Source organism: Yoonia sediminilitoris (genome assembly GCF_003058085.1).
GTDB classification, from domain to species: domain Bacteria; phylum Pseudomonadota; class Alphaproteobacteria; order Rhodobacterales; family Rhodobacteraceae; genus Yoonia; species Yoonia sediminilitoris.
In genome coordinates this window covers 86,454-110,579 of record NZ_QBUD01000012.1, presented here as the reverse complement: position 1 = coordinate 110,579, position 24,126 = coordinate 86,454, and the positions used below count along the sequence as shown (strand labels likewise).

The 24,126-nt window shown below is 55.9% G+C and carries 22 protein-coding genes and 2 pseudogenes; 13 read left to right on the top strand and 11 right to left on the bottom strand.

Annotated features, from left to right (window positions below):
- Positions 1-54: 54 nt before the first annotated feature.
- The gene (locus C8N45_RS18060; RefSeq protein ID WP_108387656.1) at positions 55-1,272 is read left to right on the top strand and encodes a methionine adenosyltransferase; all 1,218 of its coding nucleotides are present in this window, start codon (positions 55-57) and stop codon (positions 1,270-1,272) included.
- 766 nt (positions 1,273-2,038) lie between these two features.
- On the opposite strand, the gene C8N45_RS18055 is transcribed toward C8N45_RS18060, so the two are convergent.
- From C8N45_RS18055 to C8N45_RS18035, 5 genes are all read right to left on the bottom strand, one after another.
- Positions 2,039-3,529, bottom strand: a complete 1,491-nt coding sequence (locus C8N45_RS18055) for a tripartite tricarboxylate transporter permease (RefSeq protein ID WP_108387655.1) — start codon at positions 3,527-3,529, stop codon at positions 2,039-2,041.
- Between the two features lies 1 nt (position 3,530).
- Positions 3,531-4,025, bottom strand: coding sequence for a tripartite tricarboxylate transporter TctB family protein (locus C8N45_RS18050; RefSeq protein ID WP_108387654.1), 495 nt, complete (start codon positions 4,023-4,025; stop codon positions 3,531-3,533).
- 80 nt (positions 4,026-4,105) lie between these two features.
- Positions 4,106-5,044 carry a Bug family tripartite tricarboxylate transporter substrate binding protein gene (locus C8N45_RS18045; RefSeq protein WP_181868958.1) on the bottom strand — a complete coding sequence of 313 codons (939 nt, stop codon included), beginning with the start codon at positions 5,042-5,044 and terminating at the stop codon, positions 4,106-4,108.
- A 100-nt stretch (positions 5,045-5,144) separates the two neighbouring features.
- Positions 5,145-5,978: a citryl-CoA lyase gene (locus C8N45_RS18040; RefSeq protein WP_108387652.1), complete on the bottom strand. Its 834-nt coding sequence runs from the start codon at positions 5,976-5,978 to the stop codon at positions 5,145-5,147.
- Complete coding sequence (locus C8N45_RS18035) at positions 5,975-7,165, bottom strand: CaiB/BaiF CoA transferase family protein (RefSeq protein WP_108387651.1); 1,191 nt, start codon at positions 7,163-7,165, stop codon at positions 5,975-5,977. The genes C8N45_RS18040 and C8N45_RS18035 overlap by 4 nt, the downstream gene beginning before the upstream one ends.
- Before the next feature lie 93 nt (positions 7,166-7,258).
- On the opposite strand from C8N45_RS18035, the gene C8N45_RS18030 reads away from it, so the two are divergent.
- Positions 7,259-7,936 carry an IclR family transcriptional regulator gene (locus C8N45_RS18030; RefSeq protein WP_108387650.1) on the top strand — a complete coding sequence of 226 codons (678 nt, stop codon included), beginning with the start codon at positions 7,259-7,261 and terminating at the stop codon, positions 7,934-7,936.
- 554 nt (positions 7,937-8,490) lie between these two features.
- Here the strand turns inward: C8N45_RS18030 and C8N45_RS18025 are convergent.
- Positions 8,491-9,390, bottom strand: coding sequence for a LysR family transcriptional regulator (locus C8N45_RS18025; protein ID WP_220270425.1), 900 nt, complete (start codon positions 9,388-9,390; stop codon positions 8,491-8,493).
- A gap of 114 nt (positions 9,391-9,504) precedes the next feature.
- Between C8N45_RS18025 and C8N45_RS18020 the strand changes: the two genes are divergently transcribed.
- The 4 genes from C8N45_RS18020 (at position 9,505) to C8N45_RS18005 (ending at position 12,080) form a co-directional block, all read left to right on the top strand.
- The gene (locus C8N45_RS18020) at positions 9,505-9,933 is read left to right on the top strand and encodes a DoxX family protein (RefSeq protein WP_108387649.1); all 429 of its coding nucleotides are present in this window, start codon (positions 9,505-9,507) and stop codon (positions 9,931-9,933) included.
- 66 nt (positions 9,934-9,999) lie between these two features.
- Complete coding sequence (locus tag C8N45_RS18015; protein WP_108387648.1) at positions 10,000-10,887, top strand: VOC family protein; 888 nt, start codon at positions 10,000-10,002, stop codon at positions 10,885-10,887.
- Positions 10,888-10,896: 9 nt separating this feature from the next.
- The gene (locus C8N45_RS18010) at positions 10,897-11,397 is read left to right on the top strand and encodes a cytochrome b (protein WP_108387647.1); all 501 of its coding nucleotides are present in this window, start codon (positions 10,897-10,899) and stop codon (positions 11,395-11,397) included.
- A gap of 77 nt (positions 11,398-11,474) precedes the next feature.
- Complete coding sequence (locus tag C8N45_RS18005; protein ID WP_108387646.1) at positions 11,475-12,080, top strand: protein-methionine-sulfoxide reductase heme-binding subunit MsrQ; 606 nt, start codon at positions 11,475-11,477, stop codon at positions 12,078-12,080.
- Between the two features lie 267 nt (positions 12,081-12,347).
- Here C8N45_RS18005 and C8N45_RS18000 read toward each other — a convergent pair whose 3' ends face one another.
- Entirely contained in the window at positions 12,348-13,265 is a 918-nt protein-coding gene (locus C8N45_RS18000) for a ketopantoate reductase family protein (RefSeq protein WP_108387645.1), read from the bottom strand.
- Positions 13,266-13,550: 285 nt separating this feature from the next.
- Positions 13,551-14,621 carry a fatty acid desaturase family protein gene (locus C8N45_RS17995; RefSeq protein ID WP_108387644.1) on the bottom strand — a complete coding sequence of 357 codons (1,071 nt, stop codon included), beginning with the start codon at positions 14,619-14,621 and terminating at the stop codon, positions 13,551-13,553.
- 221 nt (positions 14,622-14,842) lie between these two features.
- Between C8N45_RS17995 and C8N45_RS17990 the strand changes: the two are divergent.
- Positions 14,843-15,585 (top strand): annotated as a pseudogene (locus C8N45_RS17990) (IS6 family transposase).
- A 236-nt stretch (positions 15,586-15,821) separates the two neighbouring features.
- On the opposite strand, the gene C8N45_RS17985 reads toward C8N45_RS17990, so the two are convergent.
- The 3 genes from C8N45_RS17985 to C8N45_RS17975 form a co-directional block, all read right to left on the bottom strand.
- A complete protein-coding gene (locus tag C8N45_RS17985; protein WP_133176009.1) occupies positions 15,822-16,967 on the bottom strand; it encodes a transferrin-binding protein-like solute binding protein in 1,146 nt (381 codons plus the stop codon).
- 223 nt (positions 16,968-17,190) lie between these two features.
- A complete protein-coding gene (locus C8N45_RS17980) occupies positions 17,191-17,862 on the bottom strand; it encodes a tyrosine-type recombinase/integrase (protein WP_108387681.1) in 672 nt (223 codons plus the stop codon).
- A 140-nt stretch (positions 17,863-18,002) separates the two neighbouring features.
- Positions 18,003-18,893 carry a LysR family transcriptional regulator gene (locus C8N45_RS17975; protein ID WP_108387642.1) on the bottom strand — a complete coding sequence of 297 codons (891 nt, stop codon included), beginning with the start codon at positions 18,891-18,893 and terminating at the stop codon, positions 18,003-18,005.
- Between the two features lie 106 nt (positions 18,894-18,999).
- Here C8N45_RS17975 and C8N45_RS17970 point away from each other — a divergent pair, with 106 nt between their 5' ends.
- The 6 genes and pseudogenes from C8N45_RS17970 to C8N45_RS23750 form a co-directional block, all read left to right on the top strand.
- Complete coding sequence (locus tag C8N45_RS17970) at positions 19,000-20,223, top strand: hypothetical protein (RefSeq protein WP_133176008.1); 1,224 nt, start codon at positions 19,000-19,002, stop codon at positions 20,221-20,223.
- Positions 20,223-21,266 (top strand): hypothetical protein, encoded by a 1,044-nt coding sequence (locus tag C8N45_RS17965; RefSeq protein WP_108387640.1) that lies wholly within the window; start codon positions 20,223-20,225, stop codon positions 21,264-21,266. Before C8N45_RS17970 ends, C8N45_RS17965 begins: the two co-directional genes overlap by 1 nt.
- 22 nt (positions 21,267-21,288) lie before the next feature.
- Entirely contained in the window at positions 21,289-21,939 is a 651-nt protein-coding gene (locus C8N45_RS17960) for a glutathione S-transferase family protein (protein WP_108387639.1), read from the top strand.
- 1 nt (position 21,940) lies between these two features.
- Entirely contained in the window at positions 21,941-23,470 is a 1,530-nt protein-coding gene (locus C8N45_RS17955; RefSeq protein WP_108387638.1) for a glutamate synthase-related protein, read from the top strand.
- 77 nt (positions 23,471-23,547) lie between these two features.
- Entirely contained in the window at positions 23,548-23,826 is a 279-nt protein-coding gene (locus C8N45_RS23755; protein ID WP_245882732.1) for a hypothetical protein, read from the top strand.
- Positions 23,827-23,838: 12 nt separating this feature from the next.
- A pseudogene (locus tag C8N45_RS23750) lies at positions 23,839-24,114 on the top strand (hemerythrin domain-containing protein); the annotation flags it as partial.
- Positions 24,115-24,126 lie beyond the last annotated feature (12 nt).

Here is a 24,126-nt window from a genome sequence, read left to right as displayed (position 1 = left end):
GGCCTCGCCCCTCTGTGCAAAAGACCAGATCGGTCATCGGAAAGAACGACAGACATGAAACCGACGATCAGCATGCTCCAAACGCCAGATGTGGAAAAACTTGATGTGGAAATCGTCGAGCGCAAGGGACTTGGGCACCCGGACAGCATTTGCGATGCCATTTCCGAACAGTTCAGCCTCTCGCTTTGCCGTTTCTATATGGATCGGTTCGGACTCGTGCTTCACCACAACGTGGACAAGGCGCTTTTGTGGGGTGGCAGTGCACGGCCGGCCTACGGTGGCGGCGTAGTCAGACAGCCGTTCGAGTTCTTTGTCGCCGGACGCGCGACGGACGCGTTCAGGGGCGTAAAGGTGCCTGTCAAGGACCTGTTCCATGACGCTGCGACGACCTGGCTGAAAACACACATGCACGCCCTCGACCCAACCATACATGCGGTCTTCCATACATTGACCAGGTCCGGTTCGCCCGATTTGGTCGATCTGTTCCGGCGCCAGGGTCCAAAGGGGGTTGCGTTGGCAAATGATACGTCGGTGGGCGTCGGTTATGCGCCGCTGAGCACGTTGGAGACGATCGTCTTGCGCGTTGAGCAGTACCTGAACTCAACGCCCGTCAAAGTGGCCCATCCGGAGATCGGTGAGGACATCAAGATTATGGGCGTCCGAAAAGCTGACATCATCCACCTGACGATCAGTTGTGCGTTCGTCGATAAGTTTGTCGCAGGCCTTCAAGCGTATTGCGCGGCAAAGGTGGCTGTTGCCGAAATGGCCCGCGAAATCGGTGAGCGCTTCACCGAAAAAGAAATCGTGGTCACCGTCAATGCTGCTGACGACGTGGCCACTGGGAGCGTCTTTCTTACCGTGACGGGAACGTCTGCGGAATCGGGCGATGACGGCGAGGCGGGGCGCGGAAACAGGGCCAATGGACTGATAACCCCCTACCGCCCAATGACGATGGAGTCGATCGCGGGCAAGAACCCGATCACCCATGTGGGAAAGCTTTACAATCTCGTCGCTGGGCTGATCGCACACGCACTTGTGGAAGAGATCCCGGATGTCGTCGAAGCACGGTGTTATCTGGTCAGCGAGATCGGCAGGCCCATCAAAACCCCCCAGGTTGTGGATGTCATGCTGCGCCTGCGCGATGGGGCCCAGCTACCTGTTGTCCGACACCGCGCGCAGGACATCGCAGCGGACCAGATATCTCATATCGACCGGATATGTGAAAAAATGTTAAGTGATACGATCAGGTTCAATCGTTGGCCGCTCAGGTAGCGCGAATTATCCGTTTTACAGGCGTTTCCATCTGTGCCGTTGCTTAGGAATGGGATGCGAAGACTGTCGAGTTGGGCCACCTGTGGTCTTTCGCCAGGCTAAATTCGATGGTGGTCCATGGGCCGTAACCAGCCGATCCATCAGTTCCAGAAGATGAAAGCCAGCTACGCACAACGGACGTTCGGCTGGAGCGCAGTGAATCTCCGGCGCCCACCCGTTGCACTCATTGGGGCAGCTTGCAGCATTGACACATTGAGCTCATAGGAGACCTTCGCTGCAGATTGCATAGAGTTCTGCTAAGCGGGACTTTCCCGCCCTTCGCTGCATCTGCGCCAATGACCGCTTTCGATTGTCTGAATACGAAGCAACGAATCCAAGAGCGGGAACCCGACTCTCGTCGCAAGTGCGGGGCTCAAATGTAGTTCAGATAGAAGCGGTCATTAGGGACGGTGCAATCGACAGCTATAACCTGCTTTCAGTCTTCTTTCCGCGTTCAAGAGATTTGAGGAAAACGACAGGCACACTGGTTTACTTATTCACTTCTTTATTTCCCTAGATAAGTCCGTCTGAAGAAGGAAACCCGTCAAGCCGACATTGCCCGGATCGCACCAAGAAATAGCACCGCTACCGAACTAACCTGAGCTGCATCTACGTGCTCGGCGCCTCGATTTGCAGCACCTGAGGCGCTCCCATCGTTGCGGCGATTGAGACAGGTACTGCGCCGGCGAAGAACGGTCAAACAATTCTGACGTTGTGTCCTGGTGCCCTAAGCGTTCCTGTGCGCCCGAGTGGATTGCAGGATCGGAAGCAGCACCAGCACCAGCGCCAAAACCAACAGGCCTAATGTCATCGGTCGTTCCCAGATGAACGACATTCCACCATAGAGCTGCATCGAGCGGGAGAAATTGTCTTCCATCATACCGCCCAAGATGAACCCGATCAAAAGAGGTGGCAGCGGATAGTTGGCGAATTTCAACGCAATGCCGCAGATGCCGAAGCCGACCAACATTAGCAGTTCCGTCGCGTTGTTCTGGCCGATGTAGGCCCCCATCAAGGTAAAGAACAGAATGAACGGGATCAGGTAATTACGCGGAATGGCAAGCAATTTGGCAATGTAAGGGATCAACGGTAGGTTCAGGATCAACAGCACAAGGTTGCCGATAAACATCGACATGATGACTGCCCAGAAAATCTGTGGTTCGTCAATCATCAGGCGGGGCCCGGGCGTGACGTTGAGCGCGATCAGCGCGCCAAGCAAAATGGCCGTTGTGCCCGATCCCGGAATTCCGAGGGTCAGAAGCGGCACAAAGGACCCCGTGCAGGCGGCGTTGTTGGCCGTCTCGGGCGCGGCAAGGCCCTTGATCGAACCTTTGCCAAATTCCGCTTGTTCGTGCTTCGGGGCGATGTTGCGTTCGACGGCATAGCCAAGGAAGGATGCGATTGTTGCTCCCGCGCCGGGCAACACGCCGATAAAGAACCCTTGTATGGATTGTCGGCCGATCACCGGTGCGATGGCACGGGCTTCGGCGCGGCTGATGCGCAGATCCTTAATCTCGCCGCCATCATCGCCAAGGTTCTTGGGCTTAAGCACAAGAAATACCGCCTCTGGCAACGCGAACATCGCCATGGCCAGCGTGATAAACCCAAAGCCCGACTGGAGATCCATGATGCCCATGGTGAAGCGGGGCAAGTTGAAAAGGGCTCCTTCGCCCACTGTCGCCATCATCAGGCCAAGGACAGTCATCAAAAGCGCCTTGGTCACTTGCCCCGGTCCTGAGAACGCGGCAATTGCGGACAGGCCAACGATCATCAGCGCGAAATATTCTGCCGAATGGAACAACAGAGCGACCGATGACAGCATCGGCGCGAAGATCATTAGCAAGATTGCCCCGATCGTGCCGCCCGCGAAACTGGCGATGGCCGCGATGGTCAGCGCCTTGCCGGCCATGCCTTGTTGCGACATCGGATAGCCATCAAAGGACGACGCCACCGTACCGGCCACGCCAGGCGCGTTCAGCAGGATCGACGATGTCGAGCCGCCAAAGATCGCCCCGTAATACACACCGGCAAGCAGGATCAATGCAGCCGACGGATCGCCCATGGAAACGGCAATCGGGATCATGATAGCGATAATCGACATTGGCCCTAAGCCCGGCAACATGCCGATGAACGTGCCGATCAAGCAACCGCCAACGACCAATAACAGGTTTTGAAGAGACAGGGCCGTTTGCAGGCCGATTAGAATACCTTCAAGCATATCAGCCTCCAGTCAAATTTGTGATGAACGTCGGTAGTGGGCGCATGTAGATGCTCAAGACCTCTTGAACGAGATACCAAACAGCGAACGTCGCTGAGATGGCGACCGGCAGCATGATATGCCACTTTCGCTCTCCCAGAATTAGTGATCCGATTATTAGGAATCCGGCGGTTGAAATTAGGAATCCAACGGGGCGCAAGCATAGAGCGTAGACCACCATGAGGGCCAACAGCAAGAGCGCTTGTCCGTAGAAATAGTCATCCAGACGGCGGTGGTCGATCTCGCCGATCTTTTCTTCGCCCTTCTCAAGTCCAATCAGAATGATGAACGAGGCGGCGATGCCCAGAACGGACAGTACTTTAGGGAAACTGCTTGGCCAGACAGGGTTTCGACGCATGAACGGCGCGAGGCCGGCATCCATCGTGAACCACGCGGTGTATCCGTAGACGATACAGATGCCCAAAAGAATAAGTGCGATCCAACGATCCAAGGCCATCAGCCCATCCCCCGATATGTCTGAAAAAGTGGCGGAGCGATTGAACGCTCCGCCTTGTGTTTAGGATTGACGCTAGGGTCCTAGAGGAAGCCCAGCTTTGTCATCAGATCGCCAATGACGGTTTCCTGCTCCTCAAGGAAGACGCGGAAATCATCGCCGGGGTTGTGGATGTTGACCCAACCGTTGCGCGCCCGCACGGCTTCCCATTCTTCGGTGTCATACATCGCGGCAATCGCGGCCTGATACTGGGCCAGCTTTTCGTCCGACATGCGAGGTGCGCCGAAGAAGCCGCGCCAGTTGACGAAGGTGGTGTCGATGCCCTGTTCCATCATGGTCATCGCCTCAGGGGCCGCATCAACGCGGGCGTCTGCGGTGATCCCGATGATCTTGACTTCGCCTTGGTTGGCCAGATCAACTGCTTCGGAGAAGCCAGTCGACAGCGCCTTGATTTCACCAGACAGCAAAGCCGCCATAGCTGTACCACCGGCATCGTAGGGGATGTAGTTGACGCCAAGGGCATCGCGGCCAGAGGCCTCCATCACCATCGCGGCCACAAGGTGGTCCATGCCACCAGGAACCGATCCACCACCAATCGGCGTGCCAGCAGGATCTGCGTCATAAACCGCAAGGAAATCATCCATCGTGGAAATGTCGCTGCCCGCTGGAACAACAATCGCTGCGTAGTCACCGATGGTGCCCGCAACCAATGTCAGGTCACGGAAGTTATGGGGGAACACACCTGTAAGCGAACGGATCACGATGGGCGTCGAGTTCACCATCAACGTGCCCTCTAGGCTGTCTGCGTTTTCGAGCAAGTAGCCGATAGCTGTGCCGCCACCGCCGCCGGACATGTTTTCGAAAGACGCGGATCCGATCAGGCCGGATTCTGTCAACGCTTCGCCAACGCCACGCGCAGTGCCATCCCAGCCGCCACCGGCCCCGCCGGGGATCAGAAAGTGGATGTCATCCAGAATCTGATGACCATCTGCAAATGCAAGTGTGCCAAGGCCCATCGCCATTGTTGATGCCGCCAAAAGTCCGAAGACCCCCCGGCGTGTGTTTGTGAATTTCAGCATGTTTACTCCTCCAAAATGTTGATGCTGTAATCGTCTTTCGGGGCTATTCCAGCGCCCGCTTTGGGTGCCCAATCGGATTGAGGCCCCCATAAGTCCAACGGTATTCAGGTGGGGTTGGTCCCTTGTTCCTGCCACCTTGGTTCATCTGCTCCCAAGCGTGAGACATGATGCCCACGGACCGGGAAAGGCAAAACAATCCGCGCGCCAGTGGTCCGGCAAAACCAAGCTCTGCATAGATCACGGCAGTTGCGCCATCGATATTCATCGGAACCGGCTTGCCTTTGCGCGTGTTCAGCGTGTGCTGCATCGCGCGCGCAATGGCCGCAAATCGCCCGGACACCGTACCGTTTGCAGCCGCGTCATCCACCATTTGCAAAAGGCGGGGCGCACGTGGGTCTTCGGGTTTGTGAAAGCGGTGCCCGAAGCCCGGAATGAATTTTCCCTGCTCGGCCTGCCAACGGTCGATCATGGCTGGCACGACGTCTTGCAACGACTGCCCAGCCTGAACAGCATCATCGATCCAGGTAAAAAGCGCGACGGCCTGTTCACCGGCCCCGCCATGGATATCGTCAAGCATGTTCACAGCCGACGCCATTGCACCATTCAGGCCCAGCCCACATGTCACGGCCATCCGCGCAGCTGCGATTGAAGGGGCTTGCGGCCCGTGATCCACGGCGGCAACCAAGGCACATTCCAACAATCGGGACTGATCGGGCGTCGGAAGGGCGCCGCGGGTCATCAGCCAGATCATCTGGGGGAAGGTGATCTGCCCGATGAGGTCTTCTATTGGGTAGCCGCGCAGCCGGATTTCCCCCGGTGCCATGTCGATGATGTCGGTTGTCCACCAATCAGACACATCGTTGCCAGAACTGCTCATATCGCACCATCCTTTGTTAACCTATCAAGCTCTGCCTGAGACAGGCCCAGTTCGGCGCATATGGCCGCGTTGTGTTGCCCCAAAAGAGGGGGCGGCGTTTTTACTGTTGGCGTGATGCCGTCGATCTTGATCCCCGTCGTGACCACCTGAATGTCGCGCCCGACCCCCGGCACATTTTTGAATGCGTGCAGGAAACCGCGATCCGCAACCTGCGGCGTTTGCAAGACTTCTGGAACGCTGAGAACCACACCGCACGGGACGCCAACGGTGTTCAATTCCTGCGCCCAATCTTGTGCTGGACGGGTTTTCAGGACCGCCTCAAGCTCTGCCCTTAATGCCAACCGGTTGCGCTTGCGATCTTCGCGGGTGGCGTATTCGGGTCGGTCCTGCAAACTGGCCAAACCCAAATGATTGGTCAGCAAAACCCACTGCTCGTCCTTGTTGGCCGCAATATTGATGGGGCCGCCCATGGCATTGAACGTGCCAGACGGAGCTGAAGTCATGTTTTCGTTGCCATTAGCAGTGGGTTCAACGCCCGCGATTAGATAGTTCGAGACCGCCCAGCCCATGGTCGCCAGCACGGACTCCAGCATGGACACATCGATGAAAGCGCCGCGCGGACTGCTATTGAGTGCTGACGTGATGGCAAATGCCGCCGTGATGCCGCCAACCGTATCAGCCACCGGGTAGCCCACGCGAAGCGGCGCACTATCGGTATCGCCCGTGATTGACATCACCCCCGATGCGCCTTGGATGATTTGGTCGTATGCTGGGCGGTCCACCCAAGGCCCATCCTGTCCGAAACCGGAAATGGCGCAGTAGATCAATGTGGGGTTCACCGCCTTTAAGGTATCGTATCCTACGCCCAGCCGCTCCATCACACCGGGGCGGAAATTTTCGACGACGATATCAGCGCTTTCAACAAGGCGTAAAAACAGCGCTTTGCCTTCGGGGTGCTTAAGATTGACGGTGAAAGATTTCTTGCCTGCGTTCTGCGCCAGAAACGAAACGCCCATGCCCTTGGCATTCAGGTCGGGATCAGCGCCAAGCTGGCGTGCAAGATCGCCTCTTCCTGCTGCCTCGACCTTAATCACCTCAGCACCGAGATGCGCCAGTTGATGGCAGCAAAACGGACCTGCTAGCACATTAGTCAGATCGAGTACGCGGATGTTGGCAAGTGGTTTCATTGGGCCCCATGAATTCTATCAAGGCCTTTTTGGTAGACAAACAGTCCTACTAAACGCAACTATAATGGAAATGAATTGCGCAGAGTAGAACTAATGAAAGAATATCGCGTCGAGTCGGTCGAAAAGGCACTATCAATTTTGGAGGCGTTTTCGAAAGAGCAGAAATCGCTAACACTGACAGAGATAGCTGCAGAAACAGGGCTCTATAAGAGCAACGTCAGTCGCCTGGCTGCATCACTGGAGCGATACGGATACTTGAAACGCGATCCGAACCGGCGTTTTCGACTTGGACCAGCATTGTGGCGGCTTGGTGCTCTGTATCGCAGATCCTTTGAACTTGGCGAATCTGTTCGTCCTGCTTTGCGCCAGCTTGTCAGAGACACCGGTGAGACGGCTTCGTTCTATGTTCCTGATCAGGATGAGCGTTTGTGCCTTTACCGCGAAAATTCGCCAGATCCCGTGCGTCATCATCTTGAAGAAGGGGCGCGTTTGACAATGCAATCGGGTGCAGCAGGGCATGTTTTGGCAGCCTTCGTTCTTGGTGATAGCGCGGCGAAAGCCCGCCTTGAAAAGGATGGAAGTTGCATTTCTCAAGGCGAGCGCAATCCTCATATTGCAGCGGTTGCAGCACCCGTAATCGATGCAACAGGGCAGTTTTACGGAGCGGTTTCGGTCTCCGGGCCTCAAGACCGACTGGATACCTACGCGCTTGCTCGGGCACAAGCGGCGGTGGTATCCACCGCGCAATCATTAGGACAGAGCCTTTCTTGACCCGTTGATGGATCGGGATGCGGTAGCAGGTGTACAATTCGCAATCTTTGTTCACGAACGCGGGGATGCCATAGCAGCGATAACCGAACTTTGGGACATGCTGAGTGACGTCGAAGGAAAATTTCTTTGGGCGTTCATCTCTGCGACCAGTTATTAGTTTCCCGATACCGGCCATTCGCAGCAACACAGAAAATATGCAAAATGGGCTCGGAGCTGCCTTCCGCAATGCAGCGTATCCTTATTGTCTCAGACCATTCCGACCGACTAGGACGGCCCTTTGCGGACATTGACCATGCCTGCCCAATGCTGCGGCGCGGCCCGTCGGAGCGGCCATTCGCGGCAACAGCACAATCATCTAGCCGTCGGATGACTGCAAAGCGGGACAAACCTGCCGTAAACACTTTTGGCTTGAACGGCCGCTATTCGCGCCTTTTCACCTACCGTAAAACATTAACGACGAGAATAGGATCATCGCTGAGGTCTGCGATGCGCGGCACCATTTTATTAAACCATACGACTTAGCTGCCTAGGTCATACATTTGGTCATCGATCTGTTACTTCAAAACGTCAGAGAACCCAGCCGGCCCAGCCAAGAAGTCCAGAAAACTTCTTACCTTGGCAGGTAGATAGCTCCGATCAGCGTAAATAGCCTGAACATGCAATTTCGGCCATGCAATCATGGGCAACACTGCTTCAAGTCGGCCTTCCCTTATATCGTTCTGGGCTGCCCAGTTTGGAAGCATTGCAAAGCCCATGCCAGCAACAGCCGCTTGATGAAGAATGCTCTCGTTAGAGCTGGTCAAAATTGGCCGGAGCTTAATATCCATCCCCTCTTCCCCACCAAATTTGAGACGTCCGTCCGCTGCAACTTGAGAATATGCAAGCATCGGGGCGTTGTTCAGATCTGCCGAAGTCTTAGGGCGGCCAAAGCTGTCTAGAAACGCTGGTGCTGCCACAAGTTGAAACGTGACCTCTGCCAGTTTTCGTGCGATCAGCCCATCGTCCAATTTGAACGCAACACGCAGCGCCAGATCGACACCTTCCTCAACCATATTGATCTTGCGGCCACTCAGGTCGATGTCAAAAGCTACATGCGGGTTTTGCTGATGATAGGCGGTCAGTATTTTTGCAAAACCCGGGTTAGACATCCAAACAGGCATCGACATTTTGAGCGTACCGCGCGGTGAAAGGCTGTCTGTCGTCAATTGCGCTTCGGCTTCGGTCAGCCCGTCAAGCAAAGGGCGGATCGTTTGTAAATACTGCGCACCGGCCTCGGTAAGGCTCACATTACGGCTGTTGCGATTGAGCAGGCGCGCACCGACGCGAGCCTCCACATGTTTAACGTGTTTGCTGGTCATCGCAGGCGAGATTTTCAGGCGCTCTGCGACGGAAGAGAAGTTTTTGTGCTCTGCGACTTCGGCAAAAACACGCAGGCTTAGAAGTGTGTCCATCATCAACTCACAGTAAACATTCAATCAATAAATAACCTAATGATGTCACAAATTGAAAGGTTTATTCCTGTTTTCATCACAACACGCTGGATAAGCGATTTTTAGAAAGAGAACGACATGACAACGATTGAAACCAACCCGGTACAAGCCAGCAAGGGCTGGAATATTGGCCTTTGGGTCGCCCAAGCCATATTGGCTGCGATGTTCCTGATGGCAGGCGCGACGAAGCTGATGTCCGGATCAGCCGAATTGGTCGCGATGGGCATGGGCTGGGCCGAAAACGCACCCTTCTTGCTGATCAAATTCATTGGCCTTGCAGAAGTCGCAGGCGGTCTGGGTCTGATCCTACCCACCGCCACACGCATCATGCCGCACCTGACGAAATGGGCTGCAGCCGGTCTTGCCGTGATCATGGTTCTGGCCGCTGGCCTGCACATCATACGCGGCGAATTCGAAGTGGTGCCGGTCAACGTGATCCTGTTCGCACTGGCCGCTTTTGTGATCTGGGGCCGCACGAACAAGACACCGATCGCACCACGCGCTTAATCCATTCCAACGCGCCCCGGTTTCTCCTGCCGGGGCGCCCTTTCCTTTGCAAAAGGTTGCCTTCCCATGCTCAACTCTGTGCTTGTCGCCAACACAAACCTTTCCCCGCAAACTGACCGCCTGTCCTGGGGAGTTGTCGAACTTCAGGTGACCGAACTTGATCGCGCGGTTGCGTTCTGGAGCTCGGCCTTGGGTTTGATCGAACGCGATCACTCAGCGCCCGGCATCGCACTTGGAACAAGGGATCGCACCCTGATCGTCCTTCATCCCGGTGCGGAAACCCCCGTCAAAGCGCCCTTCACGGGCATGTATCACGTCGCTATCGGCGTGCGCAGTCAGGTCGAGTTTTCACGCATGCTTGCCCGTTTGATCCAACTGAATGTGCAGGTCGGGCCGATGGATCACTTGATGGCGAAATCGCTATACTTCCATGATCCTGATGGTCTGGAGATTGAGATCACCTATGAGACACCAGAACGGTTTAGTCATTTTGGAAATATGTCAAAGGGCCTGACTTTGTTCGATGTTGACGGCAACGCCCATTCTGGACGCGGACCGCTGGATGTGAGGGCCGAACTGGCCCATGCCGCGGGCGCAGATCCGATGGTACCGATGGCAGACGACAGCTACCTCGCGCATCTGCACTTCAAGGTGCCAGCACTGGAGCCTGCATTGGACTGGTTCGAAACCCTTGGATTTGAGCGTCACCTGACGCTGGATGCTTGGGGCTTTGCCGATATGGGCGCGGGTGCCCCCAACACGCACCGGTTGGCCATGAATATTTGGGCCGGGCCAAACCGCCCGCCTATGCCACAAGATATGGCTGGGTTGGTGCACTACGAGTTGTTCACACATGGTGAAGACGTCGCCTCACCACATCTACACCAAGACGGCGATGTCTTGCGCGGAACCGACCCCGCAGGCGTCGCAGTTACCCTTCGCGCTGCCAAATAGGAGAGCCCCATGACAAATACCCCGACATCCTACCGCCCCGCACAGATCATTTTGCACTGGGTCGTTTTCGCGGCCATCTGGGTGCAGTGGCTGTTCCACGAGCCGATCTTACGCACGGTTGAGGCCATGCGGACTGGCGCAACAGCGGAAGGCAACGACGCCACGATGGCGTTGGTCCATGTTGGATTTGGATCGACAATCCTGCTGGCAGTGCTTGCACGGCTTTATCTGCGCTTTCGCTTTGGTGCCCCCGGTCACGCCCCTGGCACATCCCCGATGCAGGCCAAGATTGCCACAGTTGTACACTGGTCGCTTTATGGAACACTGATTGCCATGGTGATCACAGGCGGTATGACATGGAACGGTGTCGCAGATCTGGGCTATGTCCATTGGCTGTTAAACCTTGTGCTGTTTGCCCTGATTACAGCCCACGCTGCTGCGGCCATATTCAACCAGTTCGTGCGCAAAGACGGCACGCTGGCACGCATGATCCCCGCCCTTAAGAAGTAAAAATATCGCCCGATCCGCGACGGAAACTCATGGCTCGGGCGTATAACCTAAACATTCACATTAGCTTGGGCCCCGATATGCAACGTTTCTTTGAAGCAACCTCACCTTATCTCACATGGGCAGTGCTTGCCTCCCTCGGGGTCATGATGACTTTCACCGCACTGACATCCGATGATCCGCGTGTTTTCCACCAGCTTGTGCACCCTTCCGGTGAAACCTCCGCACGGTTGTTGATCGTGCTAATGATGGCGACGCCTCTTGCAATGCTGCTAAAGGGTTGGCGAGGACCGCAATGGTTGAAACGCAACCGCCGTTATCTGGGCGTTGCCTCCTTTGGTTATGCGTTGCTGCACACGATTTTCTACCTGCTGGATAAGGCCTCACTGACAACAGTCGTTGATGAATTGCCGCGCCTTTACATCTGGACTGGCTGGATCGCGTTTATCATCTTCGTACCGCTGGCCCTGACATCAATGGATTACTTCGTTCGCAAAATGGGCACATGGTGGAAGTGGTTGCAAAGGTGGACCTATGCCGCAGCTGTGTTGACACTGGTGCACTGGGCCGCTTTGAACGATTGGGACGGCGCGGCACCAGCCCTTGTCCACTTTGGCCCCCTGATCGCGCTTGAGGCCTACCGTGTCTGGTACTGGTATCTGCGGCCACGACCTGTAATGGCATAGCGACCGCCTCAACGTCTTGGAACAATGCATCATGCAGAGCGAAGGGGACTAATTCTCAAGTGACGGTGTCTGTGGGTGCTCTTGTGGTCATCACTTAAGTAACTAATTACAAAGCAAAGTCCGCTTCCTGCGGCTCGCCGCCATTCGCACGTGCCGCAGCTTCGGTCAAATTGGGCTCAAACCTGCCGTTAGCTGCGCTCACCACTTAGGTCCGCTGAGCGGGACGAAACTGACACAGGCATCGCTTTGCCGGCAAGCCGAGCTACGTTAGAGGCCGGCCTTATGTGGCAGCAACACAGCATAAAGAGTTCTGTTCATTGGTGCGTCCAGTCCCGCTTTCTCGGACATTCGTGCTGCGGCACCAGATATCCATTCGATCTCTAACGGCCGACCATGTTCAACATCGATTGCTGTGGAGGCCCGCATGCTAGGTGGAAGCGTTTGCACCCGCTCCCAAGTCTTTGTCTCGATGTCATCCGGTAGAGCGACACCAGAAGCACGGCCCAACGCAGCAGTTTCACGCACGACCTCCCTGAAAACAGCGGCCAATTCCGGGATACCTGTGATGTCGGCAATGGTGCAGCGGGCTGCCGCGGTAACCCCTGATACGGCGGAGAAAAGAACGAACTTGGACCAGAGGTCGCGCTCGATATCATCCGTTTCCGGTGCCGATACGCCCGCGTCCGTCAATGCTTTCTGAAGTGCCGCAATCCGGTCCGATGGTCGGCTGTCGCGTTCGGCGAAAACGAACAGGTTAAAATCTCCAGTTTGCGCAATCAGTCCTGGTGCCGAGATGGTTGTGGAAACCTGAGCCATTCCATTGGCGACATTGGCTTCCGGCAAAATCTCCGCGAGTCGATCGGAGGCCTCTACGCCGTTCAGGAATGGCACCACGACGGTATCGCTCCCCAACATGGGTTTGCAAGCCTCGGCCGCGGCTTCGAGGTCATCTCCCTTGACGCCGAAAATGATCGCATCGACCTCTCCGACCTGAGAGGTATCATCCGTCGCGATCCACGGTTGAATGGTGAATTTGCCGCTTGGCGCGGCAAGACTAAGACCGTTCTTGGATATGGCATCTAGGTGGGCCCCGCGCGCGATCGTCGCGATTTGATGCCCGCGCAAGCCCAGTTTGACGGCCAGAAAGCCACCGATTCCACCCGTTGCTACAGTTGCAATCTTCATTGTTCCCACCCATGTTTTTGTTCCGCGATGAGGATAGCATCACTGATGCTTCTTGCCAAAAAGGGGCTCGGGTTAAGGCTCTATGCGACCACACGGCACATTACGGCTTGAAAAGTCTTTGCAAGTGGCCGCTCGCTTGCAGGGACGGCCCATTGCGGACGTTGGCGGGACCTTCGCGATGCTGCGGTCGCAGTCCGCATTCCGGACGTTGGCTGCGCCCGCGAGGTCGAAGTATTGCTCAAGGTCGGTAGAGCGGGAAAAAACTGTCGTTGGGATACTTACACGTCAGACTGCATGCGGTCGTAGCTTTTCGACCTCTGTCCGGTATGGGGTAGCTCCAGCAGGTAGATCCGGCACAATGACCACGTCTTTATAATTCAATTGCTTGACCAGCACCGGAAGCAATCGCTTGAACGCTGCATAGATCGATGGTTCTGGTCGTGGGACATCATGTTTGATCAACTCATGTAGCTTGGGCAGATTATAATAGGGGACCATTGTGAACATGTGGTGTTCCAAATGATAATTCATGTTCAAGTAGATGAAGCGGCTGACAGGGTTCATCAACACGGTACGCGTATTCAGGCGATGATCTGAAACATTTTCGGCAAGACCGACATGCTGCAATAAACCCGTTAAGACATGGTGCCATGCACCGTAAAGGCGCGGCAGACCAATCAACATAAGCGGCAGAATGGAGGTCATCAAAACCGACGCTGCAATTGTGCAGGCATAGATAAAAAGCCAAATACGAGCGACCCTGAATACCTTTGCGTGATCCTTTGGCGCGACATACATGTTTTCTTCAGGATCAATTCGACCGCTGGCGTGCAGGATCATACGTTTGAATGCGGTGTAGACATCAAGCAACCCGATAAATGCCAAGGCAATGCGCGCCAAATCCGGTGGACGCATAGCAACAATTTCGGGATCACGCCCTACTATGATTGTATCTGTGTGATGACGCACGTGGCTGGCCCGCCAGATTACAGGGTTACGCATCATCATGAAGCTGGCGATTTGATAGACCGCATTGTTCATCCAAGCGGTTTTGAACGCGGTTCTATGTCCACATTCATGCCAACGCGAGTCCGCCGCAGACCCATAAAGAACACCATAAACCAACCAGAAAGGCACAGACCAAAACGACGGCCAAAGTGCGATCGTACATCCAGCAGTTAAAATCATCATACCGAGCCATATTGCTGTGTCGCGCATCGCAATCGCATCAGATTTTTGCATCAGATTGCGAATATCTTGCGGATCAACATCAGGGCGGAACCACTTTGGATTGGCGGTTCCGTTCTCGATTGCCACACGGTCGGCATCGCTAGAAAGGTGATAATCATTATTCATAAAAAAGCGTAGCCACACGATCTGTTGTCGTCAATATTGGGCTCGAAGCTGACCTCGGATGCAGCGCAGCATCTAACGCCAACGCCACCGGTATCGACGTCGTTCACGGCCCAAGGGCGACATTGCCGATGCAGTCAAGCGCTACAACGCACCTTCACCAGAACGGCACTGTCAGACAAAACCCGCTCGATGCGGGCAGGACACCGCCCTAGCCTCTTTGGATGACAAAACGCTCTCCATTCCGCTACCTCAAAACGTCACCAGAAATCATCCACCTGGCGGTGATGCTATACGTTCGCTTTCCGCTTTCGCTGCGGAATGTCGAAGATCTCCTTCACGAACGCGGGATCGAAGTCAGTCACGAAACGGTGCGGTTTTGGTGGAACAGATTTGGGCCGATGTTTGCGTCTGAGATCCGTAGAAGTCGGCTAAGCCGGATGCGATCCTATTCAAACTGGCAGTGGCACCTGGATGAGGTTTTCGTGAAAATCAACGGCGAGACGCATTACCTGTGGCGTGCCGTGGATCACGAAGGAGAAGTGCTGGAAAGCTATGTCACAAAGCGCCGGGATCGCAAAGCAGCGTTGAAATTCCTCAGGAAATCCATGAAGCGTTACGGTCAACCACAGATTGTTGTGACCGACAAACTGCGGTCATATGGTGCTGCGATGAAGGTCATTGGCAATGCCGGTCGCCAGGAAACAGGCCGCTGGCTCAACAATCGGGCAGAGAATTCACATCTCCCGTTATGACGACGAGAACGGGCAATGCTTCGCTTCAGGAAAACACTCTTTACAGCCGAGATAGTTTTAAGCGCAACCGAAACGCCGCTCTAACCGAGTGGCGCCAACTCTGTTCGGGGCAAGTTCACGCAATCTGCAGCAAACTGAGACTGTTTCGAATTGGTCTGACAGCACCGTCGGCGGAGTCTGAAGCGATCAAGCGCGCATCTTTGATCAAGTAACAACTGACGGAAGGTGAGAGCCCAAATAGATTGATGCTGCAAACTGCACATACGGAAGAAGGGCGGGAACCGGACTTTCGCTGTGCTTTGCACCAAGGTCTGCTAAGCGGGACGCCGCTGTCGATTTTGGGTGGGTCTGACAATTCGTTCGCAGTTTTGTCAGATCACATGAAAACGCCGGCCTCCTGAGGGCCGACGTGATGCGCGCCTTATAGCGCCACAAGGGAAGAAAAGATCTAGTCGCGGTCGATCGCTGTAAAGAACCCGTTACTAACGAAACTGTCTTCTCCGATAGTCGTTGGTCCGCCTTCAATAGCGCCCCCAACCTCTTCAGCTGCCGGGCCATAAAAGGCCCCGGAATAGGTAAGCCCGTCAGCGATATCGGCGATCTGATCGTTGGCGGCCCGGAGTGCGGGGGACGCAGACATTGTTCCCTGGAATCCATTCACGTCTCCAAGCGACGCATTGTTGAAAAGAATGGACCCGTCCGGGTTACCGGTCTCGTCCACTACCGGCCCTGTCCGGAATTGGTAAAAGAGGTTAGTCATCTCCCCGCTGATCTCCCCGGCACCAAAGTCGGCAACCAACGCGACGTTGCCATCGACGAAGCCATTAAAACCATTGAACGTGGCATCGGTCTGGCGCAATTCAACACTGCCATAGCCGGAATAACTTGCGGATCCCCCGTCAATCGCCAGTTGCTCCATTATCATGTCGGTCGTCTCGGTGCCAATCACGCCACGTCCACTCAGGCCGAAATTATCGTCGCCGTCCTGAAAGTACAGACCAACACGCACCGCATAACCACTTCCGGTAGTACTATCGAATAAGTCGGCAAAGGTCTGTCCATTGCCGACGAACAAGTCAAAGTACATGTCGGGATTGTCAATGACGACTTGGTCGTCGTCCAGGGACGCCGCACCCACGATCCTTACGGTGGTCGGTGTAGGATCACCAGTTGTTGAGAAAGTAACCAACAGATCGTCACCGTCACCCTCAAATCTTAATGAACCTTCAACAAGCTCGTTTGTCCCAACATCAAAACCAGTGTAGGTCTCAAGGGTTGTCGCCAACGAGACCGAGCGCGCGCTTAATGATCCGTCACTCGCTAGCACGTCAGAGACGTCGCCCACGCCTTCCGCGAAAACGCGCAAGACTTGTTCTTCGCTGCTAATGACGAAGCCGACATCGCCAACATCGCTACTGCCAACATCGTCTACATCGCCTACATCGCCGCCATTTCCTCCGCTGCTGCCACCGCAAGCAGCCAGCGCAAACAGTGCGACAGTTGAGCACAACAATTTCTCGTGAACAGACATCCTCTTTAACTCCCAAATTAGTTGCAGTACCCTGACTTTTTTGTAGTTTTTTGTCTGAGTCAAGAAATTCTGTTTTCATCCATTTCTTGAGATCCTGGGGATTGAGCCAAACTGCCTTTTCAAGCTCGGCGATTGCCAGATCATGTTTTCCAAGCAATGTCGCGACGCGAGCAAGACCGAAATGGGCAAAGGCATCCCGGTCATCAAGAGCGACTGCATGTTCGCCAGATTCAAACTTCTCCACCAAAAATGCATCCGGCATCATCGGTGTATCCAAGAGCAACTCTCAAATAAGATACATAGGCAATGCCAGCATGTGGCGGCGCAAAGCTTGGGTCTTGGGCTTTGGCATCAAAAAAGAACCGATGCGCATCTTCTGTGTCTTCCTGAGTATACTTGTGAGCATGCCACAAGCCGCGTTGATAAAGGTGCCATGCATCCAGGCTGGCCGGTAGATCTCTGCAGCTTTAGTCCGGCGGATTGAATGGGTGCCGTAGCCGGTCGGTTCCAATCCTATCGATGTGACCCAGTCACGAACAAGCCGATCATACTGACGCGTTGAGATATGCGGACGGTCATGGAACCGGCTGGAAAACATGAAGCGGCAACAGAGCAATTCAGGCGATCTGACCAATGCAATGACGGTTTCTCGGGTGTTTTCAGTCAGTTCAAACTGAACTGGCTTTTTGGTCTTGCATTGGGTCACCGAAACTCGCTCGCGGATGTGATCGTCTTTGACTAAATCGACCACTGCGAGCTTGACCAGATCGCAGCCGCGCAGTTTGCTATCAATCGCAACATTGAACAGCGCGAGATCGCGTAGATAGCCCGCAAGTTCGAGCAGCGCGCGGATGGGCCACACCTGTTTGGGAAGCAGCGGTCGTTTCTGGCTGATGATCCGCCCCTTGTTCGAGGCATTGCGTTTTGGGTTGACGACGGGAAGTTGGACTCTTGGTATAATAAGCCCTCCAATCCACCTTCGAAGCCCAGACATCAACACCGCGTTGACACCGAGAGTTTAGCATCGAATTAAATGGCCGCTGTCAGTGCTGAGTGCTGCGGTATGAATGAATGTCCGCATTCGGTTGGAATAGGTTTCTATCTGCCGAACAAAGCGCAACTCTCCTGCACTGCTGCGACGAAGGCTCTCATGCGTTTGTTCAGTCGTCTGTTGGCGCGGTGTACGACTTGAATGGTGAATGCCTCGATCTCGACCTCGGGCAAGACAGGTACCAGCCGGCCAGCCGCCACTGCATCGCGGACCATAAAGTCAGGCAGCCTGATAATGCCCATGTTGGCGAAGGCGGCCGATAGCAGGAAGGGGCCGTTGTTGGAATTGAGCGCTGGTTGGAAAGTTACATCTTGCCTTTTTCCGCTACAGACAAATTCCCAACGCGCACGACGGGCCGATCCGTAGTGCAATAGCGCATGTTTGGGCAGCTCGTTCAAAGCAGAGGGCATGCCGTTTTGCTCAATATAGTCCGGGCTGGCAAACAGGCCGTGACGGGTTTTGCCAAGGGGAAGGCAGGTCAGGCCCATAGTTTCACCTGCTGCGATCCGCACACCTAAATCATAATTTTCGTTTTCCAAATCGACGGTACGGTCATCAAAATCGACTGTCAGATTAATCTGCGGATGGGTCTGCATAAATGCGAAAAGCGTGGGTTGCAGGAAGGACAATCCGAACTCCCGTGCAATGGAAATCTTAAGCGGTCCACTCAGGCTATGCACAGTCTGTTTGAAGTCCCCATCCAAATCATCCGCATCCGCAACCATGTCGGCGGCCCGTTGATACAGTTCTTGACCTGCGGTCGTGACCTCCCAGGTGCGCGGCTGGCGATCAATGAGCCGCATATCATAGCGGTTTTCAAGTTGGGCAAGACGCCGGCTGACCGCAGATTTGGCGATCCCCAAAGCGTCGGCAGCCCGACCAATGCTGCCCTGATCAACGATTGTCACGAATAGCCTCAAGTCTTCTATTTGGCCCATAACAGGTGTTCTCTTTTTGTGACCCATACGGGCACATTTTTCTGCCTATTCACGCAAATTGCAACGGATAGATTGTAACGCATACGAGAAACAACAGGAGACCATGATGCCTTTTTCCAAAACACTGACGGCCGCAAGCATCGTCGCCATCACGTCCGCCTCAGCGGCTTTCGCCCAGAAGGCGATGCTCAGCTCTGCCGGCGCGCTGGCCTTTGACAACGGCAACACGCTGTTTGTTGGCGATGGCAAAGCGGGCCTTGTCCACGCCTTTGACCTCGGCGATCAGGTGGTGGATCAGGCTGGCTATCAACTTGGCCGCGCACAGACCTTTGAGGGGCGCACGATCTTCAATAATCTGGACGTTGAAATCGCGGGGCTCTTGGGGGTCGAGCCGCATGACGTCGTCATCAATGACATGGTCGTGCATAAGCCCAGCAAGCAGGTGTTCCTGTCGGTGCATCGCGGCGAAGGCCCTGACGCGGAGGCCGTCATCATCGCGGTGAACAATGGCCTGCTGGAACTGGTTGATTTGACCACAGCCGAGCATTCCTCGATGAGCGTCGGGGCGGTTCCTACGACCGAGACCCTTGAATTCGGGCAGTCGCTCAGCACGCTCGCGATCACAGATATCGATTACTACAACGGCGAATTGCTGGTCGCAGGTCTGTCGAATGAAGAATTCAGTTCAAAATTGCGCCGGATGCCGTATCCTTTCACGAACGAGGTCAGCACGTCCTCAATCGAGATCTGGCACGCCGTTCATGCGCAATATGAAACCCGTGCGCCGATCATCAGCCAGACCGTGACCGAATTGAATGGCGAGCCGACGCTGATTGCGATCTACGCCTGTACGCCGATTGTCCGAATTCCGTTGGCAGACCTGACCGATGGTGCAGAAGTGCGCGGCACGATGATTGGCGAGATGGGCTTTGGCAACACGCCGTTGGATATCGTCCCTTACGTGAACGCATGGGATGGCAGCAGCAACGTGGTGGTCACGAACAGCAATCGTTCTGCTGCCGCTCTACCGCTTGACGCTGTCGCGAGCGCCGAGGCAATGCCCCATGGCGAGGGCGTGCAGCCCGTGTTCTCGACTGCTGGTGTCTACCAGTTCCCGCTGCCGATGAGCGGCACGATGCATCTGGACACGCTGGATGAGAACTATGCCGTGGTAATCCGCCGCTCGCCCGAGGACACGCGCAACATACAGCTACACACGCTGCCTTTGCCGTTCTTCTTTGATCGGGCCGACCATATCGTCGAGATGAACTTCGAGGATAGCCCCGATCCGTTTGGCTACAAGGCGGCCCCGCCGCTTGAGTACAACTGATGCGTTTTGGACGACATCCGGCGCGGCAGGCTCTGCTTACCGCACTCGCCACCTTGCCACTGCCCGCCTTGGCAGAAGTTTCGGCACAGTATGACCCGTCAACGGGCGCGATATTGGTGAGCGATGTCGCCTCTGACGACACGCTGCGTTTGACTGTGGCGGGACAAACCTCGAAACAGAGCACGCCGTTCACGGTGTCTGAAGGCACCACGGGCCTGATCGTGACGCCGCGCTTCGCTCTGCGCGCGGGGACCGTCTACAGGCTGGCTGTTGGGGATGCGCTTTTGGACATTGCCGTGCCCGCAGAACAGGCGCAAGCGCCACGGGTTGCGGGATTCAGCCCGTCACAGGCAGTCATTCCCGCGAACACGCTGCGCCTCTACATCACCTTCACGGAACCGATGGCGCGCGGGCAATTGCTTGATCACATCCGCCTGATCGCAAGCGATGGATCGCAGGTCGTGAGCCCTTTCCTGAATCTCGAGGCCGAACTCTGGGATACAGACCAACGCCGCGCGACGTTGCTACTTGATCCGGGGCGCATCAAACAGGGCGTCGGACCGAATACGGCGGGCGGTGCGCCGCTGCAAGCAGGCGAAAACTATCGCCTGATCGTGCCGGACCAAATGCGCAGCGCCGCAAGCGTTCCACTGGACGCACCCGTCACGCTGGCCTTTCGGGTCGGGCCGGCAGAGCGGCGACCGATTGATCCAGCAGATTGGGACATCCTCGCCCCCCGTGCAGCGTCCCTTGCCCTTTTATCAATCGGATTTGATCGCATCATGGATACTGGCACGGTGATGCGGTTGCTAAGGCTTGAGGCTCCCGACGGTTCGCGCGTGCATGGTGAGATCAACACCGACGGCGGTAGCTGGTCAATTGCACCAACAACGCCTTGGGCCGCTGGCACCTACCGGCTGATCGTCGCACCGGAACTCGAAGACCTTTCGGGCAACACGCCGGGCGCCCCCTTTGATGCGAGCGCAGGCACCATAAGCACGGTCCAAAACCTGATCATACTGACAATAGACATCGCGCCCTGACGGAGCAGAACGGAGTACAAAAATGGGACTGCTACAAGACGGGAGATGGGTCGATCAATGGTACGACACCAAAACCTCGGGCGGGCGCTATGTGCGCAAGCCTTCGGCCTTTCGCTACTGGGTTACGGCGGACGGCGTTGCAGGTCCGTCCAGCACCAGCGGGTTCAAGGCCAAGCCAGGTCGTTATCACCTCTACGTCTCGCTCGCCTGCCCATGGGCGCATCGCACGCTGGTCTTTCGCACGCTGAAAGGGTTGGAAAAGATGATCCCGATCTCCAGCGTGCATTGGTTCATGGGGGCCGATGGCTGGACCTTCTCGGAAGGTGATAGATCAACGCCGGATGTGATCAACACCGCGGATTTCCTGCATCAGGTTTATACCGCTGCCAAACCGGATTTCTCAGGCCGGGTCACGGTACCGGTGCTTTGGGATAACCAGCAGGGGACCATCGTTTCAAATGAATCCGCTGACATCATCCGCATGTTCAACTCAGCCTTTGATGGGATCGGAGCGACACCCGGCGACTACTACCAAGAAACAGAACGGACCGAGATAGACGCACTGAACGCGCGCATCTATGACACCGTGAACCCGACACGAGTGGTGCCTAATGGGCCGACAATCGATTACGCTGCCCCGCATGACCGCACAAACCTCAGCCAGGAGATTTAAATTGACCAAAGCCGTTCCCATCATCGCCGCCAAGTCACCCGCGAAAGTCACACTAGAAGAGGGCAAGGACTACTTCTGGTGCCAATGCGGGCGTTCGAAGTCGCAGCCATTTTGCGACGGGTCTCATGCTGGGACTGGTATTGAGCCGTTGAAATTCACCGCCGAGAAAAACGGTGATGCCGTGCTCTGCCAATGCAAGTCCACCGCAAATGGCCCGTTCTGTGACGGCTCGCACACGCGCTTGGCAGATATTGCAGTAGGCGACGCGTCCCCCGCACCCAAGTCAGATGTCCCGCAGGCGACGCCAACGCCCGAAGAGCCCACCGTTGCACGCATCCATGCGCTCGCCAAGGACGGGCTGAGCAAGCTAGGTCATCACGGCGAGATGGGCGCGATGGGGGTTCCCCGCAAAGACCTGCCCCATTGGGACGACATTCAAATCCTGCCCGCCCAGATGGCCCGCAAACCCCTGCTGGATGATGCAGAGGTTGCAACATCTGCAACGATTGGTCCGCGGGCTGCCAAACCATTGCAACTCGACATCCCGCTCTTTGTCTCTGACATGAGCTATGGCGCATTGTCCGAAGAGGCGAAGACCGCCCTATCGCGCGGCGCGCAGATGGCTGGAACCGGGATTTGTTCGGGCGAAGGCGGGATGCTACCTGAGGAGCAGGCCGAGAATGCCCGCTATTTCTATGAGCTTGCCTCGGCGCAGTTTGGCTGGGACCTGGATCATGTCACCAAGGTTCAGGCGTTCCACTTCAAAGGTGGCCAAGGGGCCAAGACCGGCACCGGTGGCCATCTGCCCGGCGACAAGGTGCAAGGCAAAATTGCAGAAGTGCGCGGGCTGGAACCGGGGCAATCCGCGATCTCGCCCGCGACTTTCCCTGAACTACACACGCCGGCTGATTTCAAACGCATCGCCGATCAGGTGCGTGAACGCTCTGGCGGCATCCCCATTGGCTTCAAACTATCCGCGAACCATATTGAAGACGACATCGACTTCGCGTTGGAAGCCAGCGCTGACTACATCATCCTTGACGGGCGCGGCGGCGGCACGGGGGCAGCCCCGCTGATCTTCCGCGATCATATCTCGGTGCCAACGATCCCGGCCTTGGCCCGCGCCCGCGCACATCTGGATGCCAAGACTGGCCGCGAGGTAACGTTAGTGATCACCGGAGGCCTGCGCGTGGCTGAGGATTTCGCCAAGGCGATGGCATTAGGCGCAGACGCCGTCGCTGTCAGTAACTCGGCAATGCAGGCCGTCGGCTGTATCGCGGCGCGAATGTGCAACTCCAACAATTGCCCCGTTGGCGTTGCCACGCAAAAGCCGGAACTGCGCAAAAGGCTGGATGTGCAAATCGGGGCAGAAAAGCTCGCCCGCTATTTCGGGGCCAGTGTGGAATTGATGCAAGTCCTGGCGCGAGCCTGCGGCCATGACAGCCTGTCCGACTTTACGCAACGCGATATCACAACGTGGAAGCGCGAGGTCGCGGATCTGAGCGGCATCCGCTTTGCCGGGGTTCGCTAACGCATAGCCGCTGTGCGTATTGCGGCACTGGTGGGGCGATTAAGGCCGCACCACCTATTGTCCGAAAGGAGAAACCAATGCTCGATACATATACCGTTCGTCAGGATGAGATGCCGAAAGAGATGCGGCTTCTCTTGGCCCAATACCCCCGTGACAGTTGGGACGCCCATCCTGGTTTCAAGGAAAAGACCAAGCACTGGCTTAGCGCGCATCAGATGTTCCGCCGTTTGGCAAAACGTGTCCGGATGGACACCGAAACGCTTCTGGATCGCGACATCGCGTTGGACGATTATGCGGGACGGCTGTCCTATTATGGCGGCAACCTCGTGGGCAACCTGCATGGTCATCACGGCTGAGAAGACCACAGTTACTTTCCCGAACTGTCGGCGGCGGACCCGCGGTTCGACGCGGGACTTGATCTGCTCGAACAGGATCACGCGGATTTGGACAAAGTGCTGGATGACTTCACCCGCACGGCCAACCGGCTGATCAAACTATCTGCGCTGGATGAAGCGCAAGCCCATGAGGAAGCGGCAAAGGTTCACGCCAACTCCGTAATAATCGAGGCATTTCTCAAGCGCCACCTGACCGATGAGGAAGAGCTGGCCGTACCAATCATCCTGCATCACAGGCTGAGAGGGTAAGACCATAACAGA

What these genes read in the sequence shown, in the direction of transcription:
- C8N45_RS18045 (WP_181868958.1), bottom strand. Translation starts at nt 5,044, where the DNA reads ATGGCGATGGGCCTTGGCACACTTGCATTTGCAGATGGTCATCAGATT.
- C8N45_RS23755 (WP_245882732.1), top strand. Translation starts at nt 23,548, where the DNA reads ATGCTCGATACATATACCGTTCGTCAGGATGAGATGCCGAAAGAGATG.
- C8N45_RS18020 (WP_108387649.1), top strand. Translation starts at nt 9,505, where the DNA reads ATGACAACGATTGAAACCAACCCGGTACAAGCCAGCAAGGGCTGGAAT.
- C8N45_RS18060 (WP_108387656.1), top strand. Translation starts at nt 55, where the DNA reads ATGAAACCGACGATCAGCATGCTCCAAACGCCAGATGTGGAAAAACTT.
- C8N45_RS18005 (WP_108387646.1), top strand. Translation starts at nt 11,475, where the DNA reads ATGCAACGTTTCTTTGAAGCAACCTCACCTTATCTCACATGGGCAGTG.
- C8N45_RS18030 (WP_108387650.1), top strand. Translation starts at nt 7,259, where the DNA reads ATGAAAGAATATCGCGTCGAGTCGGTCGAAAAGGCACTATCAATTTTG.
- C8N45_RS18025 (WP_220270425.1), bottom strand. Translation starts at nt 9,390, where the DNA reads ATGATGGACACACTTCTAAGCCTGCGTGTTTTTGCCGAAGTCGCAGAG.
- C8N45_RS18015 (WP_108387648.1), top strand. Translation starts at nt 10,000, where the DNA reads ATGCTCAACTCTGTGCTTGTCGCCAACACAAACCTTTCCCCGCAAACT.
- C8N45_RS18055 (WP_108387655.1), bottom strand. Translation starts at nt 3,529, where the DNA reads ATGCTTGAAGGTATTCTAATCGGCCTGCAAACGGCCCTGTCTCTTCAA.
- C8N45_RS18050 (WP_108387654.1), bottom strand. Translation starts at nt 4,025, where the DNA reads ATGGCCTTGGATCGTTGGATCGCACTTATTCTTTTGGGCATCTGTATC.
- C8N45_RS18000 (WP_108387645.1), bottom strand. Translation starts at nt 13,265, where the DNA reads ATGAAGATTGCAACTGTAGCAACGGGTGGAATCGGTGGCTTTCTGGCC.
- C8N45_RS17995 (WP_108387644.1), bottom strand. Translation starts at nt 14,621, where the DNA reads ATGAATAATGATTATCACCTTTCTAGCGATGCCGACCGTGTGGCAATC.
- C8N45_RS17975 (WP_108387642.1), bottom strand. Translation starts at nt 18,893, where the DNA reads ATGGGCCAAATAGAAGACTTGAGGCTATTCGTGACAATCGTTGATCAG.
- C8N45_RS18040 (WP_108387652.1), bottom strand. Translation starts at nt 5,978, where the DNA reads ATGAGCAGTTCTGGCAACGATGTGTCTGATTGGTGGACAACCGACATC.
- C8N45_RS18010 (WP_108387647.1), top strand. Translation starts at nt 10,897, where the DNA reads ATGACAAATACCCCGACATCCTACCGCCCCGCACAGATCATTTTGCAC.
- C8N45_RS17960 (WP_108387639.1), top strand. Translation starts at nt 21,289, where the DNA reads ATGGGACTGCTACAAGACGGGAGATGGGTCGATCAATGGTACGACACC.
- C8N45_RS18035 (WP_108387651.1), bottom strand. Translation starts at nt 7,165, where the DNA reads ATGAAACCACTTGCCAACATCCGCGTACTCGATCTGACTAATGTGCTA.
- C8N45_RS17970 (WP_133176008.1), top strand. Translation starts at nt 19,000, where the DNA reads ATGCCTTTTTCCAAAACACTGACGGCCGCAAGCATCGTCGCCATCACG.
- C8N45_RS17965 (WP_108387640.1), top strand. Translation starts at nt 20,223, where the DNA reads ATGCGTTTTGGACGACATCCGGCGCGGCAGGCTCTGCTTACCGCACTC.